Source organism: Mesorhizobium sp. B2-8-5 (genome assembly GCF_006440675.2).
Taxonomy (GTDB): Bacteria; Pseudomonadota; Alphaproteobacteria; order Rhizobiales; family Rhizobiaceae; genus Mesorhizobium.
This window is the reverse complement of sequence record NZ_CP083951.1, coordinates 4,629,057-4,643,855: the sequence shown is the minus strand read 5'-3', so window position 1 is coordinate 4,643,855 and position 14,799 is coordinate 4,629,057. Positions and strand designations below refer to the sequence as shown.

Sequence of the window (14,799 nt, the reverse complement as noted above, 5' to 3'; positions counted from 1 at the left end):
GAGGGACGCTTCGCTACCGCGCATACTTATCCGCCTTCCTGTTCCCAAGCAGCAGCTTGCGTTCCAGATGCGCCCGGAGCTCGCCGTAATAGGCGGTGAGGAAAGCCTTTGAATCGATCGGCTCGACCCTGGCGCCGATCTTGCGGCCGATGGTCTCCGCGACCGCTTTGAGCGCCGAATAGTCGTCGCGGCGCAGCACTTCTTCCAGCTTCTGCAACTCGGCGATCCCATAGGCGTCGAGCTGCGCGGGGCTGAACTGGAAGCGCGCCGCGATCGGATCCTTGCGCTGAGAAAGGTCTTCGACCAAGGCCACTTTCGGCGCCTCGACCACCCAGGTGCCGGCGAGCAGGTCGCCGATCCTCAGCCGGTCGCGGTTGAACAGCGGAAACAGCGAGAACAGCAACGCCCAGACAAGACCGAAGATGGTCGACAGCGTGTCGGCGACATCGGCGCTGGCGCGCGCGGCGAGGATCGACAGCGGCAGAAAAACTTCGATCTCGCGCATCAGATTGCGCGCGATGACCTGGTCGATGGTGAGGCCGGCGCCGCTGCGTGACGCGACCCTCACGCCAACCATGCGCTTGCCCGGCGTGGCTGCCCGCCGGCCCGCTTCGAAGGCGATGAAATAGACGTTGCGGAGGAAGAAGATGAAGATGATCCAGACGATGAACAGTGGCTGCGCATCCTGGATACCAAGCCCGGCAAGGCCGAAGATCATCACCAGCGAGACGACCACGGCCGCGACGACGATGATCACCACGTCGAGCAGGAATCCGGAAGCGCGGGTGCCAGCATCCGCCAGCTTGACCCGCAGGTCCACGCCTTCGGGTGTCACCAGCGGACGTATCAGCGCGGCAGGGTTCTTTGCCTTGGCTGTCCTAGCGGTCGCCATGCCGCACCATCCGCAACAGGTAGAAATATGAGATCCAGAGCGCCAGCATGCCGCCGCCGATCGAATAGCGGGCGAGGTCGCTGGTGATCGTCTGCCGGCCGATGCCTTCCAACAGTCCGGCGAAAAGCAGCATCACCGTGACGCCGATCATGGCGGTCGCCGCCACGCGCCCGGCTTGGGCGGCGGCGGCCATGCGGGTGAGTTCGCCGGGAAAGGCGATGCTGGTGCCGATGCGCATGCCGGCAGCTCCCGCGATGGCGATGGCGAACAGCTCCGTCGTGCCGTGGATCGAAAGCCAACCCCCGAGCTCGAAGCCCAGGCCCTTGGCGGCATAGATCTGGAAAATGGCGCCGAGCATGCAGCCATTCATCAGGATGATCAGCACGCTCGGCACGGCGAAGGCGAAGCCCAGCGCGAACGCCAGGATCGAGACCTGCGTGTTGTGCGTGAAGAGATAGGCGGCAAAGCCCGACAGGAAATGATCGCCGCCGCCGTAAAGCACGCTGCGCAGCGTCTCGGCCGACGAATCCGGGTTGCGCCCGCCCGCCAGGCTCGGCGCGATGATGGCGTCGTACCAGCGCTTGTCCGATGCGACCAGCCAATAGCCGGCAATGGCACCGATGACGGTGAGCCCGACCGATGTCCATACTTCGCGCCAAAGGTCGCGGATCGCCGCCGGCCAGTCGTGCAGGAAGAAATCGCCGATGCGCGTTCTCAAGCTCCGCCGGGCGCCATAGAGATAAAAATAGCCGCGCAGGCACAGCGCCTCGAGATAGGCGATCAACGCGCTGTCGAGCGAGGTCGCGCGCGCCACCGAAAGCGACGACAACGCCGAACGATAGAGCAGGGGAAGCGACAGCAGCTCGTCTTCCGAGAGCGCGCGCGGCGCGCGCTTCTCGACGCGCGCAAGCAGCGCCTCGAAGGCTTTCCAGTCGGCCTCGCGCTCCTGGCGGAAGCTTGCCAGCGACTGGCGCACGGAATCGGTGCCGGCCGACAGCGTCATAAGAGGTTCTCCTCCTTGAGCTGGATATAGCGCTCGACCAGCGCCGGACCGAGCCGCTGGTGGTCGGCCTCGATGACATGCGCGCCAAGCAGCCTGAGCCTGCCGATCACCACCTGCCGCTGCCGCAAGAGGTCGCCGGCGGTGACGGAGCGGGCGACATCTTCGGGTGCGGCCGGCGCCATGTCGGCCAGCGTTTCGAGCTCCACATCCTTCATCAGCATGAACAGCACCAGATGCCGCTCGGTCAGCCGGCCAACGGTGCGCAACATCAATTCGGCGCTGATCGGATCGACAAAATCGGTGAAGACGATGACCAGCGAGCGCCGGTCGAGCTTGGCCGAAAGCGTGGTGAGCGCCAGGGTGAAGTTGGTCTCCTCGGTCGAATAGTCGATCTCGGCGGCGCGCTTCTGGATCATGGTGAAGCTCGGCGAGCCGCGCACCGCGCCGCTCGACACGCGCGGCCTGGCGTCGAAGGAGAACAGGCTGACGAGGTCGCCGCCCTTGAGCGCGATGAACGCCGACAGAAGCGCCGCCGTCACCGCGCGATCGACCTTCGGCACCCCGTCGACCGGCTCGCACATCAGCCGGCCGCTGTCGATGGCCAGAACGATGTTGTTGTTCTCCTCGATCCGGAACTCGCGCGCCAGAAGCTTGCCGTGCCGGGCGCTGCGCTTCCAGTCGATCATGCGCCGCCCCATGCCGGGCTGGTAATCCTTCAGCGCTTCGAACTCGCGGCCCTGGCCGGCGCGCTTCTGCGCATGACCATCGGCAAGGGCGGAACGCTGCAAGAGCGTGATCGCCTCGTCGCGCGCGCTGCTGACATCGGGCAGCACCGCGACCTTGCGGTCGACCGGCAACACGACCTGATTCCAGATCAGCCCGAATGGACCCTGCCAGCGCAGCCAGAGACGGTCGAAGCCGGCGATGCCGCGGCGGATGGCCTCGAATTCGAGATCGAGCGTGCCGCCGCTGGCCGGCAGCGCGCCGCCGGTGCCGGCCAATGGCTGGACCCGTTGGTCGTGCCCGACACGCGCCTGCAGGCGGCGCAGTCTTGCCCCGGCACCGGCCGCGATGTGCAAGGTGAAGCGCCCGCCGATACCCACCTGCGGCGGCGCCGTCAGTGTGGCCTTGAGCGAGGCGCGGCCCCTGCCTGCGGCTGCGTCCACCGCCAGGAAGGCAAGCAGCAGGCAGATCCACAACAGGCCGAGATACCAGACATGCGGCAATGCGAGCGCGATCAGGAAGGCGGGGATCGCCCCCGCCGCAGCTGCCCAGACCGCTCGGCCGCTCGGATAGATCAACGCGGCGCTTCCGTATTGTCGACGAGGTCGGAGACGATCTGCTCGACCAGCCGCCCGTCGATCTGCGCCGCCGGCGAGAGAACCACACGGTGGCGCAGCGCCGGCACGGCCAGCGCCTTGACGTCGTCCGGGATGACGTAGTTGCGGCCGTCGAGCGCCGCCCTGGCGCGCGCGGCTCTCGCCAGCATGGCGCCCGCACGCGGGCTGGCGCCGACCTCGAGGTCGGGGCTTTCGCGCGTGCCGCGCACAAGCGCCGCGATATAGCCGACGACATCGTCGACCAGCGTGACGTCGCCGACCGTGGCAAGCGCAGCTTCCAGCGTCTTGCGGTCGGTGCGCGCCTTGATGCCGTATTGCTCGATATCGTGCGAGGCCGAGCCGCCGCCGTGATGAACAATGATGGCGCGCTCTTCCTTGAGGTCGGGATAGCTCACCCTGTGCTTGAACAGGAAGCGGTCGAGCTGGGCTTCGGGCAGCGGATAGACGCCCTGATGCTCGATCGGATTCTGCGTCGCCACCACCATGAAATTACCGCCGAGCGAATGCGTGGTGCCGTCGAAGGTGACGGCGTGCTCCTGCATGGCTTCGAGCAGCGCCGCTTGCGTCTTCGGCGGCGTGCGGTTGATTTCGTCGGCAAGCAGAAGATCGCAGAAGATCGGGCCGCGCGTCAGCGTGAACTGCCCGCTCTGGAAATTGTAGATGTTGGAGCCGACGATATCGCCGGGCATCAGGTCGGGCGTGAACTGGATACGGCCATAGGCGACGCCGAGCGCCTGCGCGAAGCAGCGCGCCGTCATGGTTTTGGCGGTGCCCGGCGGGCCTTCGAGCAGGATATGCCCGCCGGCAAACAAAGCCGTCAGCATCAGGTCGACGGTATCGCGCTGTCCGGTGATCGCTTTCGCGACTTCTTCCCTGATCGCGCCCGCCAGGGCTTTCACTTCATCGACGTTCACCGAGCCTCCTTGCCGTCCAGTCATGCAGCTGTTCGGCTGCTTCATGCATTGCGGCCAAATTATTGGATTCGTTCGCGGCCTTGAAGCGCCGGCTGAAGCCATGCGTCTCGCCCTTGTCGCGGGAATCGAGCCAGCGGTCGAGCGCCTCGCCCTGCAGCCCGTGCGGCGCGCCGAGCAAGGCGCCGGCGCGCTGCCGCACCAGCGTTGCATAGCGGTTGCCAAGTTCTTGCAGCCGCCCGGCGCGCCTGAGCAGCATCGCCGTCGTGTCGACCAGCGCCTGCTTGCCGAAGGCGATGGCGCGGCCTTCGGTGCGCGGTGGGCCGAAGCGGCCGAGCCCATGCAGGAAGGCGAGCGCGGCCGCCACCAGCACCGACAGCGTCAGCGCCAGAAAGGGCGGTTCGACCAAAAGCTTGGCAAGATCGTATTTCTGGCCGATGCCGTGCAGTGTCAGGTCGAACATGACGGCGCCCTTGGCGGGCTCGATCATGGCGATCATGTCGAGCGCGGCGGCTGCCGTCCGCTCGTCCTTGAGCCCGGCATTGTTGATGAAATCGGGATCGGTGAGGATGTAGAAGGGTTCGTTGTCGAGCTCGGTCAGGATAGCCCTGCCGTTTCCGGCCGCGATCAGCGGATGGTCGTCCGCCACCCATAGCAGTTCCTCCGGCGCGGGCACCGTTCGGCCGGCGATATTGATCTGCGAGAGCGTGTTCTTCGCCTCGCCGAGCTTTGCCTTGGCGATGCGGCCGAGCCAGTCGTTGACGACCGTATTGGGCAGCCGCTCGACCTTGGTCTCCCAGCCGTCATGGCTGAACAAGGGAAAGGTCTGCCATTTCGGCAGGACGAAAAGCGTGTCCTTGCCGGAGCGCAGCTTGATGATGCGGTCGAGCGCGGCCGGGTCGCTGCCCGGCGCGATGGTGACGATGAGCAGAAAAGTCGAGGCCAGCGGCGACGCCAGGTCCTTCTCGCCGCGCTCCATCGGCGGCGCCTGTCCGTTGGCGAGCTTCAGCCATTCGACAAGCCCTGCATAGCCGGTGCCACCCTTCGAAAACGGCGTGGCGCCGCCCTCGGGCTGGCGGAAATCGGGCGCATAGGTGGACAAAAGGAAAAAACCGGCCGCCGCCAGCAGGCTGGCGAAGATGCCCCAGAACAGGGTTCTGCGGCTGAACGGCGCCTCGGTCGTCTCGGCGGGCTGCGCGCTCATGCCCAGGCATCCCGGAAGGCGAAACGCTCATAGGCGCCGCGCGCCTGCCGCCAGCCCTCGGCGCCGACGGGACGGCGGGCAAACAAGGCTGCCTCGACGATGCGGGCGATCTCGCTGAACGCGGCGCGGGGCCGCGCGGGGATAGAGCCCGCGGCGGCGATATCGCGCGCGGTGAGCGACGGGCGCAGGAAGTTGGGCAGCCGGGTGGCTATGTCGGCGACGCTGCGGCGCAACAGAAGATGCACCGCCTCGTCAAACTCGCCGCGCGCGGCGAGCGCATCGGCCTCGGAGAGTAGGATCTGGGCGGCCCCCGCGTCAGGGCGCCATTCTTCCCTCGCTTCGGTTTCTTCGCGTTTCCGCCGCCATGGCAGGCGCCAGGCAACGCCTTTGGCCTCGAGGAAAAGCAGGAAAGCAATGATCGCGACGCCGATGATTACCGCCCCCCAGAACAGATAGATCATGTAAGGGCCGAGCTTAGCTAGGCCCTCCAGTACAGGCTTCAGCCATTCGGGAGGCTCGGGCCGCACATAGGTCGGCAGCCCGAACTGGATCGAATCGTCGGCCAGCAACTGCTTGTGCAACTGCGCCAGCCGTCCGGCCTCATCCGTCGCTGCGGCTGTCACCCGCTCGTTCCCCCTGCAACCTGCGGTTCGGGGCCGACACTGGCAATACGCCATGACAATTGCAAGCGCACTGGACTTAGCCCTTCAACCTTGGCAAATTTACTTTGAAGTCATCGGTCGGATACGGTGGTGACTCGGGGGAAATTATCATGACTACTGCGACATTGGGACAACCCGGCAGATTCGAGATCGGCAGGGTATTCAGCAACACCTTCGGCGTGATTGGCCGAAACATCGGACTGTGCGTGGGCTTGGCGGCTTTGTTTGCGGGCCTGCCGGCATTGCTCGTCAGGCTGTGGACCCAGCCGCAGATCGACGCAATGATGCAGCGCGACCCCGCCACCATGGCCGACCCAGGCGCCATGTTTCGCAATTCCTACATCACCATCATCGCCGGGCTGATCTCGTTTGTGTGCGCGCTGCTGCTGCAGTCGGCGCTGGTGCGGGCGACCATCGAGGACCTCAACGGCAAGCGCCCGTCCTTCGGCGACTGCATCCAGATTGCGATCCGCTTTCTGCTGCCGACGCTTGGCATCGGCCTTCTCGTCGGTCTCGGCGCGGGTATCGGCCTGATGCTGTTGATCGTGCCGGGCATCATCCTCTGGCTCGGCTGGTCGATGTCGGTGCCGGTTCTGATCCAGGAGCGGCGGGGCGTGTTCGGCTCGATGTCGCGCAGCCGGGTTCTGACCAAGGGCAGCCGCTGGGCGCTGTTCGGCCTGTTCCTCATTCTCATCATCATCGCGATGATCATCCAGTGGGGAATATTGCTCGTTCTTGTGCTGTTCGGCGGCATCATAGCCGAGATCGGAGCCGCGCTGGTGCAGACCGTGGTGTCGATGGTGCTGTCGATCGCCACGGCGGTGAGCTACGTCGAACTGCGCCAGGCGAAGGAAGGTGCAAGCATCGACGAACTGGCGGAGATCTTCTCGTAAGGAACGCCGCGGAGTTGCGCTCGATCGCGGGGCGCCGAACCCCCGCAGCCTCAATGACAACAGCGATGGTCTGCCTGCACGCTGGTCCGGCACAGGCACGACGAGGTTATCGCCACGTCCGCCTTGGCAAGTGCTGCCGCGAGCTTCGCCTGCAACCCCGGCAGGTCCTCTTTCTCGCCGCGTCGCTTCAGGCATTCGACCAGCCCGTGCAGCGCCCAGACATTGTCCGGGTGCTGGGCGCAGCGCTGCACGGCGCCGCTCAGGCCCAGATCGTCGCGATAGACCTGCTCGGCCTCCGCCGCATGGCCCTGGTCGAGCAGGAGTGCCGCCAGCGCGTGGCGCGGCGGGTGCATCCAGGCCCATGGTTCGGTGTAGGAGAGATTATCGTCGAGCTCGACCGCGCGCCGCAGATGCCCGTAGGCCTCATCATGCCGGCCCTGGTGGTAGGCAAGCTCGCCGTCGAGCAGGGTGGCGCCGACCGCGAGCGAGGCTTTTGTCGGGTTGCTGAGGAAGCGGCGCTCCGGTGCAATGCTGTCGATTTGCCGGCTAAATAGCTCGCGCTCGCGCTCGGCTGCCGCGAATTCGCGCAGCGTCGCATGCGCCACGCCCTTGGCGTAATGCTGCAGCGCGGCGGTCACCACATAGAGTTCGGGCTCGCCATTCATCGGCTCGTCGATGATCTCGCGCCAGCGCCCGAAGCGCACCTGCACATGCGATTTCATCGCATGGTAGCCCTCGACCGTCTGCGTCAGTTTCGGCCGCCCGGCAATGCTGACGACGTCGCGCGTCACCAGGCTGCGCACCTTGTCGGCGGCCCACAAGGCAGGGCGGTACTGGCCAAGGAACGTGCAGGTGAACATCATCAGATGCAGGTCGTGGCAGCAGCCAAGCAGGTAATAGGTCGGCTCGCCGGCATAGGCGAGGTAGAGATCGTTGGCGCGCACCGCCTTCTCGCTGGCGATCTTCGCCTTCTCATACTCGCCGCAGAGCACGTAAATGTGCCCAGGCATATGGTTCATGTGGCCGGCATCGGGGCACATCGTGCCCAGCCGCTCCGCCGAGCGCGTGCCACGCTCGGGCTGCGTCGACATTTCGAGCAGATGGATGTGAAGATGCAGCGCCGCCGGATGCGGCGCAGCACCTGCCTCGTCCGAGAGCCGGATCGAACGTTCGCAGATTTCCAGCGCTTCGAGCACGTCGGAATTCGGCGCCGGCGCGCCGGTCTTGAGGTTCCACAGGCGCCGCACCGTGCGCATCATCAGCGCCTCGACCGTCAGCGTCATCACGTCATGGTCGTCTGGAAAGTCGCGATAGACCTGACGCATCGCGGCCGCATAGGCGTCGTCCCATTTTTCGAACTCGGCCGCGCTCACGCCATGCGGCTGCTGGAATCGGGCGGCCAGCGCCTCGATCAGCCGCTGCTCGACGCGGGTTGCTTGCGCCGCGTTGGCTTGTGCAAGCCGCGCATGCTCGAAGCAGCGCCTGGCGACATGGTCGGCCTCGGCCTTGCCATGTTCCTTCCAGGTCAAATTGTAGAAAGGCCCGGCGGCATAGGCGATGCCCCAATGCACGAAGGCGCAGCCGGGATCGGTCTCCAGCGCCCTCTCGAAGCATTTGATGCCTTCCTCATGGTTGAAGCCGTAGCACCAGTTCAGCCCGATATCGAACCAGCGTTGCGTTTCCGCCGAGGATGTGGAGATGGGGCGGCGGTATGTGCCGAGGTCGAAGTGATCCATGGATTCCCCGTGCAGGCTTTCGACCTAGCACCGATAGTCTACGTAAAGTGCGACGCAAGCTGCTCAACAGGGTCTTTATCTGGGCGAACCAATAGCCAGAAAATTAGGCCTGTGGCAGCCCCGAAGATTCCTGCCAGTGAGCATGTATATAAAACTGAACCGATTTCGTATGAAGCCTGCCATGGAGCGAGGCAGAGAGCAAAAACTGGAGCAAAAACAGCTAGATAGCCAACGGCGATGTATATCCAAAAATGCCGCCAGCGCCTCCGCGTTAGAATGTAGAAGGCCGGGATTCCAATTATAGCCTCCAGAAAATAGAATACGAGGCACACAAATATGAAGCCCGATAGCGGCGCCGTTTCAGGATGGCTCGCATGCCAATTGTAGCCGGGCAGGATCGCCGGGATAACGGGTGCAAGGAAGAAAGCCCAACGGGCGCGCATCAGAACTCTCAATAGCGACAAGATGCTCAGGAGCGATTGGTCGACGAGCCAGATTACAGACAGATACGCTGTTGCCGTGTCAAGGCGAGCACGCCGTGCAAAAAATTGCACGGGATTCGTCGCAGATGGCCACCCAAGCGGCTTCTCGCTCGGGTAGCTGGCCGGCTCGGTCCTGGGAGGATCAGCTCTCCAGCCACACCTTCTCGAAATGCTGCTCGAGCGCCTGGTGCTGTTCGCAACCCTGCACGCCCTTGCGATAGGTGCGATAGACCGAGCGCCAGTAGGGCTGGATGATGATGCCGGAGTCGCGCAGATTGGTCTCGATCTTGGCCATGATCTCCTTGCGCGCCGCCGCGTCGGGCGTTGCCAGCGCCTTGTCGAGCAGTTCGTCGAACTCCTTGTTCGCGTAGGCGCTTTCATTCCAGGCCGCGCCGGACTTGTAAGCTAAAGCCAGCACCTGGACGCCCAGCGGCCGGCCGAGCCATTCGGTGCAGGAATAGGGGAACTTGCTCCAGTCGTTCCAGAAAGTCGCGGCCGGCAATACCGTGCGCTTGACCTTGAGGCCCGCCTCGCGGATTTGCGCCGCGATCGCATCGGCGGTGCTCTTTTGCCATTCGATGTCGACCGAGATCAGCTCATATTCGTGGTCGGCCTTGCCGGCTTCGGAAATCAGCTTCTTGGCCTGATCGACATCGCGCACCGCAGGGCCGATATCGGCGAATTCTGGATGCATGGGGCCGACATGGTGGTTGTCGGCGGGTTTTCCGTGACCGTCGAGGCCGAGCTTCAGCACGGCTGCATTGTCGACGGCGAACTGGGCGGCGCGGCGCACCTTGACGTCGTCATAGGGCGCGTTGGAGACATTGAAGCGCGCGACGATGGTCGAGCCGGTGGCGATCTCGGAGTTCTGCAGGCCCATCTGGTCGGTCTGCGACACGGCGTCCGAAGCGGTCTCGTGATCGGTGTCGATCTCGCCGGATTCGAAGGCCGACAGCATGGCGTTGGGGTCCGAGCCGTAGTCGACCCATTTGATGCCGTCGAGATAGAATTCGCCCTTCCACCAGGGCTTGTCCTTGCGCTTCACCTCCGCGCCCGTCTCGGCGTCCCAGCTCACCAGTTCGCATGGGCCGGTGGTGATGGCCAAAGCCTTCTTCGGGTCGGCATCGCCCTCATAGGAGCGGTGCATGATCAGCGCTGGATAATCGGCCATGCCGGCGATCAGCGAGATGTCGGGCTTTGGCAGGTTGATCTTGACGGTATGGTCGTCGATCTTCTGGATGCCGCCGTCGACCGGCTTCTTGGTGTCGGCGTTGACCAGCGCGCCCATGCGTGCGGCAACCGAATTGCCGGCGACCGAGGCGTCGCACCAGCGGTTGAGGTTGTGGATCACATCGTCGGCGTTGAAAGTGTCGCCGTTCGACCAGGTGATGCCCTTGCGCACGTGAAGCGTGATCGTCTTGGCGTCATCGCTGGTTTCCCAGCTTTCCAGCAGCCAGGGCTCGAAAGAAAAGTCGGTGTTCCAGCGCACCAGATATTCGTTGCACTGACGCGCGACATTCGACATCTCGACGCCGTCGAAGGTGCGCGGGTCTTTAAAGCCTTTGACGTTCATCGCCACGCGCAGCACGCCGCCCTTTTTCGGCTCGGCGGCGCGGGCAGGCGAGGGAGCGATCCCGCCCAGCGCCATCGCGCCGGCGGCGCTGACGCCAAAGCCGGCCATCAGCGCCAGATATTCGCGCCGGCTGATCGCGCCCTTCCTGAAATCGTCGGCGATCGGCCTGGCGCGCGGGTGCAGTTTTCTGTCGGTCAGCATGAACTTCATCGTCGTTCCCTCTGTTGTTGGGCGCCCGGGGACGCCATGCGCGGGGGCGGATGCGACCGCCGGAGCGCCATTGCCTGCGAAGGATGATAGGTCTGCTTTCCGCAGGGAAATGTTTGGTTTTCCGCAGTTCTTGTGCGCTGTTCCGCAGGGGGACAGCTGATCTCCCCCCTTGTGGGGGAGATGTCCGGTAGGACAGAGGGGGGCGCTGTCCCGCCATACGTCTCAGCGGATTGGAGATGTCTTCTCAGGCAGATGTCGGACGTTAGGAAACCGAAGGGTCGCGATCCTTCGCGCCCCCCTCTGGCCTGCCGGCCATCTCCCCCACGAGTGGGGAGATTAGCGCTCCGCCACCGGCACCCAGCCTTGCATGTCGCTGATAATCCTTCGAAACGCCGCCGCCGCGCGCGGCACCGTCGCCCGGGCGCGCAAAAAGCTGTGCACCAGCCGCGGCTCCTCGCGCCACCACGCTTGTCCGCCGGCGGCAAGGATGCGGTCGCGATAGGCCTCGCCGTCCGACGACAGCGGATCGCATTCGGCGGTGACGATCACCGTCGCCGGCAGACCGGAGAAATCACGAGCCATGAGTGGAGAAAGGGTCGGGTCGTCAGGCGATTGCCCAGGCGCGGAGCGGACGCGGCGGTAGAACTCGATGTCGGCGAGCGTCAGCAGCGGCGCCTCGGCGTGCTCGACATAGGAACGCCCGCTCCCGTCGCCGCCCAGGCCGGGATAGATCAACATCTGGCCGATGGCATGCCGCGCATGATGTCGCGTCGCTTGCGCCACCGCGGCGGCGAGGTTGCCGCCGGCGCTCTCGCCACAAAGCAAGATCGGCAGCGTGCTGGTCGCGGCGACCCATTCGAACACGGCAAGAGCATCGTCGAAGGAAGCTGGATGAAGATGCTCCGGCGCCAGCCGATAGTCGGCCGAGACCACCTCGAAACCGGTGCCGGCGCAGATTTCGGCACAGATGTCGTCATGGCTGTCGAGATCGCCGAGCACGAAGCCGCCGCCATGATAATAGACGACGATCGCCGCTGCCGCCTTGCCCGCCATGCGGTAGCGCCGGACTGGGATGGCATGCGCCGCCGTGGCGACGAGACCGTCGCTGGTCGTCACGCCTTCGGGATGTCCTTGATGGAAAGCCACGCACATTTTGTCGTACACGGCGCGCTGCTCGGCGATCGGCGCGGCCACGATCTCCGGCGGGTACCAGCTGTCGACCTTGTCGATATAGTCCCACACCTCAGGGTCGAGCCGATCGGCATATTTGCCGCGCCTCGCCGAATTGCTTGGGTTGCTGGCCACTGTCGTCAGAGCTCGGCGTAGAGCCGCGCCGCGTTCTCGAAGGTGAAGCGCAGCGGCACCGAACCCTCGACCTGCCAGACATTGACCGTGTCGCCTGCCATCAGCCGGCAGGCGTCGAGCGTGTTGGCGACGGCGCCGCCATAGAGCCGGTTGGCGAGGTTGAGGACGCCGGTCTGATGCATGGCCGCACTTGCGCTGCCGCAAGCGTCCTTGACCAGCAGCACGCGAAAGCCTCGCGCCACCGCGTCCTTCACCGTGGCGTCGATGCAGGCCTCGGTCCAGACGCCGGCGATCACCAGCCATTCGATGCCGGCTGCCTTGAGCTTGTCCCCGAAATCGTTCTTGCCAAAGGCGCTGGCTTGCTGCTTGACCAGAGTGGCTTCGCCGTTTTGCGGCGCCACCTCATGGCAGATCGCCGTCAGCGGATCGTCCTTGTCGGAGAAGGCCGACTTGCCGCTTTCGTCCACCGGGTGGAAAGGCCGCGCCTCGGCAAGATCCACGATATAGGCCCAGTGGTGGAGCGGCACGAAATTGCGCCGCGCCGCCTCCTGCAGGCGCTGCACATTGGCGAGGATATCGGCAAACCCCTCGACCAGATAGCGTCTGTCCTTGCGATGCTCCTCCTGGAGATCGATGAACACCGCGGCCACCGTGCCGCGTCGAATGGAAATGGGCGTTTTCATGCGTATGCTCAAACTTCATCATTCCAGGGCGAAGCAGCCGCGCAGCGGCGTCGCGAAGACCCTGGAATCCATGCCGTTACCTTGATCGTCAATTGCTGCCTAACAGAATTCCGCACCGCGGCGAAGCGGAGACGGAACGGCATGGCTTCTAGGGTCTGCGCCACGTCGTTTCGCTCCTTGCTTCGCCCTGGAATGACGACGGCACAGGTGTTGCGGCCAATCGCCAAGGCTTGCGATGCCGGACCGGCGCTCATCGTGCTTGCCTGCATCAAAGCTGCGGCTCCAGAAACTCATCCTCATAAGGAAAGCGCGAGAGCAGTTCGGTGCCGGTCTCGGTGATCAGTATCTCGTCCTCGAGCTTGACGCCTTCGCGGCCGCCTTTCTCGCCGATATAGCTTTCCACGCTCACCACCATGCCAGGCACGATGATGCCGTCGCGGCCATAGGTCTCGTAGTCCATCGAGTGCGCGATGAAAGGCGTTTCGCCATGCATGCCGACGCCGTGCATGACCGAGGTGTAGCGCTGGTCGACGAAGCGATCGGGGATTTTCCACGCCTTCTCGGCAATCTCGCGGAACGCCATGCCGGGCTTCACGATTGCGATATTGTGCTGCACCTGGTCGTGCGCCATGCGGTAGAGCGATTTCTGATAGGGCGTCGGTTTGCCCGGGCCGCAGCGGAAGGTGCGCGAGAAGTCGGAATAATAGCCGTAGCAGCCGATCGTGTCGGTATCGAGCGCCAACAACTCGCCCGGCCTGATCTTGCGGCCGCTCGCCTCGTTGAACCATGGATTGGTGCGCTGTCCCGAGGTGAGCAACCGGGTCTCGATGAACTCGCCGCCTTGCCGGATCACCTCGCCATACATGATGGCGAACAGCTCGTTCTCCGAAACGCCGGGCTTGATCGCCTCGCGCACTGCCGCCACCGCGGCCTCGGCGCCGGCCATCGAGGCCAGCAGGCACTTCACTTCCTCTGGCGTCTTCACCGCGCGCACCGCCAGGATCTCGCCCTGGCAGTCCTTGACCTCGCAGCCGCGCCTTTCCAGGGCCAGCGCCTGGAGATGGCTGCAGCGGTCGAGGCCGAGCTTCATCGATCCGCCGCCATGCTTCTTCAACAGCTCGGTGATCTCGTCGGCGAACGGTCCGGCGGTCTCGTCATCGCGACCCGAGACCGACGACCAGACCAGCTTGGAAGGCCGCGCCTCGTCGATCGTGTCGAGCACCATGGAGACGTGGTAGCTCTGCGGATATTCGAACAGCACGATCGGCCCTTCGGTCGGGATGAAGAAGTACCGCGTCGAGTTGCGCAGGAAATAGCCGAACATGTTGCGCGAGCCGGTGGCATAGCGCTGGTTGTAAGGGTCGAACAGCACGATGCCGCCATAGCCCGCCTCGCGCATCCAGGCACGCAACTTGGCCAGCCGCCCCTTGCGCAGCGCGTCCGCGTCGATGAAGGACGGCTCGGTGTCGGAAAGCCACATGCCGCCGGCGGGATCGGCCGCGGCCGGATGGCGCATGCGGTCCTTGAAATCCACATCCTCGGTGCTGTCGGGGTCGAATACGACGATGCTCATGGGTGCCTAGCCTTGGGTCGATTGCAGGTCCAGAACATGCCGTAGGAGGAGCGGCCGCATTGTGCGAAAAACCGCTTGGGTTATGCGAGATGCCGCCCGGATTAGTCGCCAAATCCGCGTTTCGCCAGTTCCACCTGATAGGCGCTTCGCGGATGCCGTTTGCGTCGCCATATGTTGAGAAATACGACCAGCGTCAGGTACCCGATCGTTGCAAGCAGGCCCGACAAAATTCCAAGCAGACTGATGGATATAAGGACAGCAAAAAAACCGAGCACCACAATGGCATAGTACAAGACCAAGGCCCAGACATACTTCTCCATTTGAGAACTACT

General features: G+C 64.4%; 13 protein-coding genes. 1 reads left to right on the top strand and 12 read right to left on the bottom strand.

All coding sequences use genetic code 11. The features are described from left to right. Window positions 1-13: 13 nt before the first annotated feature. Genes FJ430_RS22710 through FJ430_RS22685 form a run of 6 tightly spaced genes read right to left on the bottom strand, consistent with a single transcriptional unit; the run spans window position 14 to window position 5,973 of the window. Window positions 14-892 (bottom strand): RDD family protein, encoded by an 879-nt coding sequence (locus tag FJ430_RS22710; protein ID WP_140704103.1) that lies wholly within the window; start codon window positions 890-892, stop codon window positions 14-16. Continuing rightward, window positions 879-1,895 carry a stage II sporulation protein M gene (locus FJ430_RS22705; protein ID WP_140704101.1) on the bottom strand — a complete coding sequence of 339 codons (1,017 nt, stop codon included), beginning with the start codon at window positions 1,893-1,895 and terminating at the stop codon, window positions 879-881. The genes FJ430_RS22710 and FJ430_RS22705 overlap by 14 nt, the downstream gene beginning before the upstream one ends. After that, complete coding sequence (locus FJ430_RS22700; RefSeq protein ID WP_140704099.1) at window positions 1,892-3,196, bottom strand: DUF58 domain-containing protein; 1,305 nt, start codon at window positions 3,194-3,196, stop codon at window positions 1,892-1,894. The genes FJ430_RS22705 and FJ430_RS22700 overlap by 4 nt, the downstream gene beginning before the upstream one ends. Next, entirely contained in the window at window positions 3,193-4,149 is a 957-nt protein-coding gene (locus tag FJ430_RS22695; protein WP_140704097.1) for an AAA family ATPase, read from the bottom strand. Before FJ430_RS22695 ends, FJ430_RS22700 begins: the two co-directional genes overlap by 4 nt. Next, the gene (locus FJ430_RS22690; RefSeq protein ID WP_140704095.1) at window positions 4,136-5,350 is read right to left on the bottom strand and encodes a DUF4350 domain-containing protein; all 1,215 of its coding nucleotides are present in this window, start codon (window positions 5,348-5,350) and stop codon (window positions 4,136-4,138) included. Before FJ430_RS22690 ends, FJ430_RS22695 begins: the two co-directional genes overlap by 14 nt. Beyond that, entirely contained in the window at window positions 5,347-5,973 is a 627-nt protein-coding gene (locus FJ430_RS22685) for a DUF4129 domain-containing protein (protein WP_226891839.1), read from the bottom strand. Before FJ430_RS22685 ends, FJ430_RS22690 begins: the two co-directional genes overlap by 4 nt. Window positions 5,974-6,122: 149 nt before the next feature. On the opposite strand from FJ430_RS22685, the gene FJ430_RS22680 reads away from it, so the two are divergent. Continuing rightward, window positions 6,123-6,905, top strand: coding sequence for a hypothetical protein (locus tag FJ430_RS22680; RefSeq protein ID WP_140641295.1), 783 nt, complete (start codon window positions 6,123-6,125; stop codon window positions 6,903-6,905). 50 nt (window positions 6,906-6,955) lie between these two features. Here FJ430_RS22680 and FJ430_RS22675 read toward each other — a convergent pair whose 3' ends face one another. The 6 genes from FJ430_RS22675 to FJ430_RS22650 form a co-directional block, all read right to left on the bottom strand. Next, on the bottom strand, window positions 6,956-8,641 hold the full coding sequence (locus tag FJ430_RS22675; protein WP_140704091.1) for a hypothetical protein: 1,686 nt from the start codon (window positions 8,639-8,641) through the stop codon (window positions 6,956-6,958). 624 nt (window positions 8,642-9,265) lie between these two features. Continuing rightward, complete coding sequence (locus tag FJ430_RS22670) at window positions 9,266-10,906, bottom strand: ABC transporter substrate-binding protein (protein ID WP_140704089.1); 1,641 nt, start codon at window positions 10,904-10,906, stop codon at window positions 9,266-9,268. A 336-nt stretch (window positions 10,907-11,242) separates the two neighbouring features. Continuing rightward, on the bottom strand, window positions 11,243-12,211 hold the full coding sequence (locus tag FJ430_RS22665; RefSeq protein WP_140704087.1) for an alpha/beta hydrolase: 969 nt from the start codon (window positions 12,209-12,211) through the stop codon (window positions 11,243-11,245). Window positions 12,212-12,216: 5 nt separating this feature from the next. Beyond that, entirely contained in the window at window positions 12,217-12,894 is a 678-nt protein-coding gene (locus tag FJ430_RS22660) for an isochorismatase family protein (protein ID WP_140704085.1), read from the bottom strand. 268 nt (window positions 12,895-13,162) lie between these two features. After that, window positions 13,163-14,467: a M24 family metallopeptidase gene (locus FJ430_RS22655; protein WP_140704083.1), complete on the bottom strand. Its 1,305-nt coding sequence runs from the start codon at window positions 14,465-14,467 to the stop codon at window positions 13,163-13,165. A 101-nt stretch (window positions 14,468-14,568) separates the two neighbouring features. Beyond that, window positions 14,569-14,787, bottom strand: coding sequence for a hypothetical protein (locus FJ430_RS22650; RefSeq protein ID WP_226891837.1), 219 nt, complete (start codon window positions 14,785-14,787; stop codon window positions 14,569-14,571). Window positions 14,788-14,799 lie beyond the last annotated feature (12 nt).

What these genes read in the sequence shown, in the direction of transcription:
- FJ430_RS22710 (WP_140704103.1), bottom strand. Translation starts at nt 892, where the DNA reads ATGGCGACCGCTAGGACAGCCAAGGCAAAGAACCCTGCCGCGCTGATA.
- FJ430_RS22705 (WP_140704101.1), bottom strand. Translation starts at nt 1,895, where the DNA reads ATGACGCTGTCGGCCGGCACCGATTCCGTGCGCCAGTCGCTGGCAAGC.
- FJ430_RS22690 (WP_140704095.1), bottom strand. Translation starts at nt 5,350, where the DNA reads ATGAGCGCGCAGCCCGCCGAGACGACCGAGGCGCCGTTCAGCCGCAGA.
- FJ430_RS22680 (WP_140641295.1), top strand. Translation starts at nt 6,123, where the DNA reads ATGACTACTGCGACATTGGGACAACCCGGCAGATTCGAGATCGGCAGG.
- FJ430_RS22675 (WP_140704091.1), bottom strand. Translation starts at nt 8,641, where the DNA reads ATGGATCACTTCGACCTCGGCACATACCGCCGCCCCATCTCCACATCC.
- FJ430_RS22670 (WP_140704089.1), bottom strand. Translation starts at nt 10,906, where the DNA reads ATGAAGTTCATGCTGACCGACAGAAAACTGCACCCGCGCGCCAGGCCG.
- FJ430_RS22660 (WP_140704085.1), bottom strand. Translation starts at nt 12,894, where the DNA reads ATGAAAACGCCCATTTCCATTCGACGCGGCACGGTGGCCGCGGTGTTC.
- FJ430_RS22655 (WP_140704083.1), bottom strand. Translation starts at nt 14,467, where the DNA reads ATGAGCATCGTCGTATTCGACCCCGACAGCACCGAGGATGTGGATTTC.
- FJ430_RS22650 (WP_226891837.1), bottom strand. Translation starts at nt 14,787, where the DNA reads ATGGAGAAGTATGTCTGGGCCTTGGTCTTGTACTATGCCATTGTGGTG.